This is a genomic window from Burkholderia anthinoferrum (assembly GCF_002925705.1).
Classification (GTDB): domain Bacteria; phylum Pseudomonadota; class Gammaproteobacteria; order Burkholderiales; family Burkholderiaceae; genus Burkholderia; species Burkholderia semiarida.
This window is the reverse complement of record NZ_LFZP01000100.1, coordinates 1-1,130: the sequence shown is the minus strand read 5'-3', so window position 1 is coordinate 1,130 and position 1,130 is coordinate 1. Positions and strand designations below refer to the sequence as shown.

The 1,130-nt window shown below is 59.3% G+C and carries 1 protein-coding gene; it reads right to left on the bottom strand.

The window, feature by feature from the left end; translation table 11 throughout:
* Positions 1–1,092: an IS630 family transposase gene (locus C5F75_RS36080; RefSeq protein ID WP_059625722.1), complete on the bottom strand. Its 1,092-nt coding sequence runs from the start codon at positions 1,090–1,092 to the stop codon at positions 1–3.
* Positions 1,093–1,130 lie beyond the last annotated feature (38 nt).

Genomic DNA, 1,130 nt, shown 5'->3' with positions numbered 1-1,130 from the left:
CTAGTGTCCTGTTCCGCTGATTCGCGAGCAAAGTCGATGCAGCTTTTCGAGGATGGAATCGGCTGACGCGGTCCAGACGAACGGTTTGCAGTTTTCGTTGTAGTGGGAGACGAATTGATCGATTCGCTTGACCAGTTGTTTGACCGAGCCGAACGAGCCTCTACGAATCGCCTTGTCGGTGATCAACGCAAAGAAGCGTTCGACCTGGTTGAGCCACGAACTGTAGGTGGGAATGAAATGCATATGCCAGCGGGGGCGTGCCGCCAGCCACGCCTTGACCTTCGGATGCTTGTGACTGCCGTAGTTGTCGACGATGCAGTGCACGTCGAGTTCGGCTGGCACGGCCTTGTCGATTTCGCGCAGAAACGACAGGAATTCCTGATGTCGATGGCGCGGCTTGCAGGTAGCGAGCACGGCGCCATTGAGGACATTCAGGGCGGCAAACAACGTCGTGGTGCCATGACGGACGTAGTCGTGAGTAACGCCTTCGACGTAGCCGAAACCCATCGGCAGCATGGGTTGTGTACGCTCGAGCGCCTGACATTGACTCTTCTCGTCCACGCACAGCACCAGCGCGTTCTCCGGTGGACTCAGATACAAGCCGACCACATCGCGCAGTTTCTCGATGAAGAACGGATCGGTCGAGAGCTTGAAGCTTTCACTTCGGTGCGGCTGCAGGCCCAGCAGTTTGAAGTAACGGTGCACGCTTGTCGGCGAGATGGCGGTTTCGGCGGCAATCGTGCGCACACTCCAATGAGTGGATCCATCTGCCGGCTTCGTGTGCAGGGTCTTGTGAATCAGTTGGGCCAACCGCTCGTCGTCGATGGTACGCGGCTTGCCGGGACGTACTTCATCGTAGAGTCCGTTGATTCGCTGCTCCAGAAACCGCAGACGCCACTTGCCCACCGTGGCACGCGTGAGTTGCAGGCGCTGCGCGATCGCGCTGTTGGGCTCGCCGTCCGCGGCCGCCAACACGATACGCGCCCGCGAGACCAGCGCAGCCGAAATCGAGCGAGAACGCGCGATCGACATCAGTTGCGAACGCTCGTCTTCGCTCAGCACCAGTTCCGCCTTCGGTCGTCCCATCGCCATGCTGACGTCTCCCGTTCCGTTGACGTCAACATGCTACG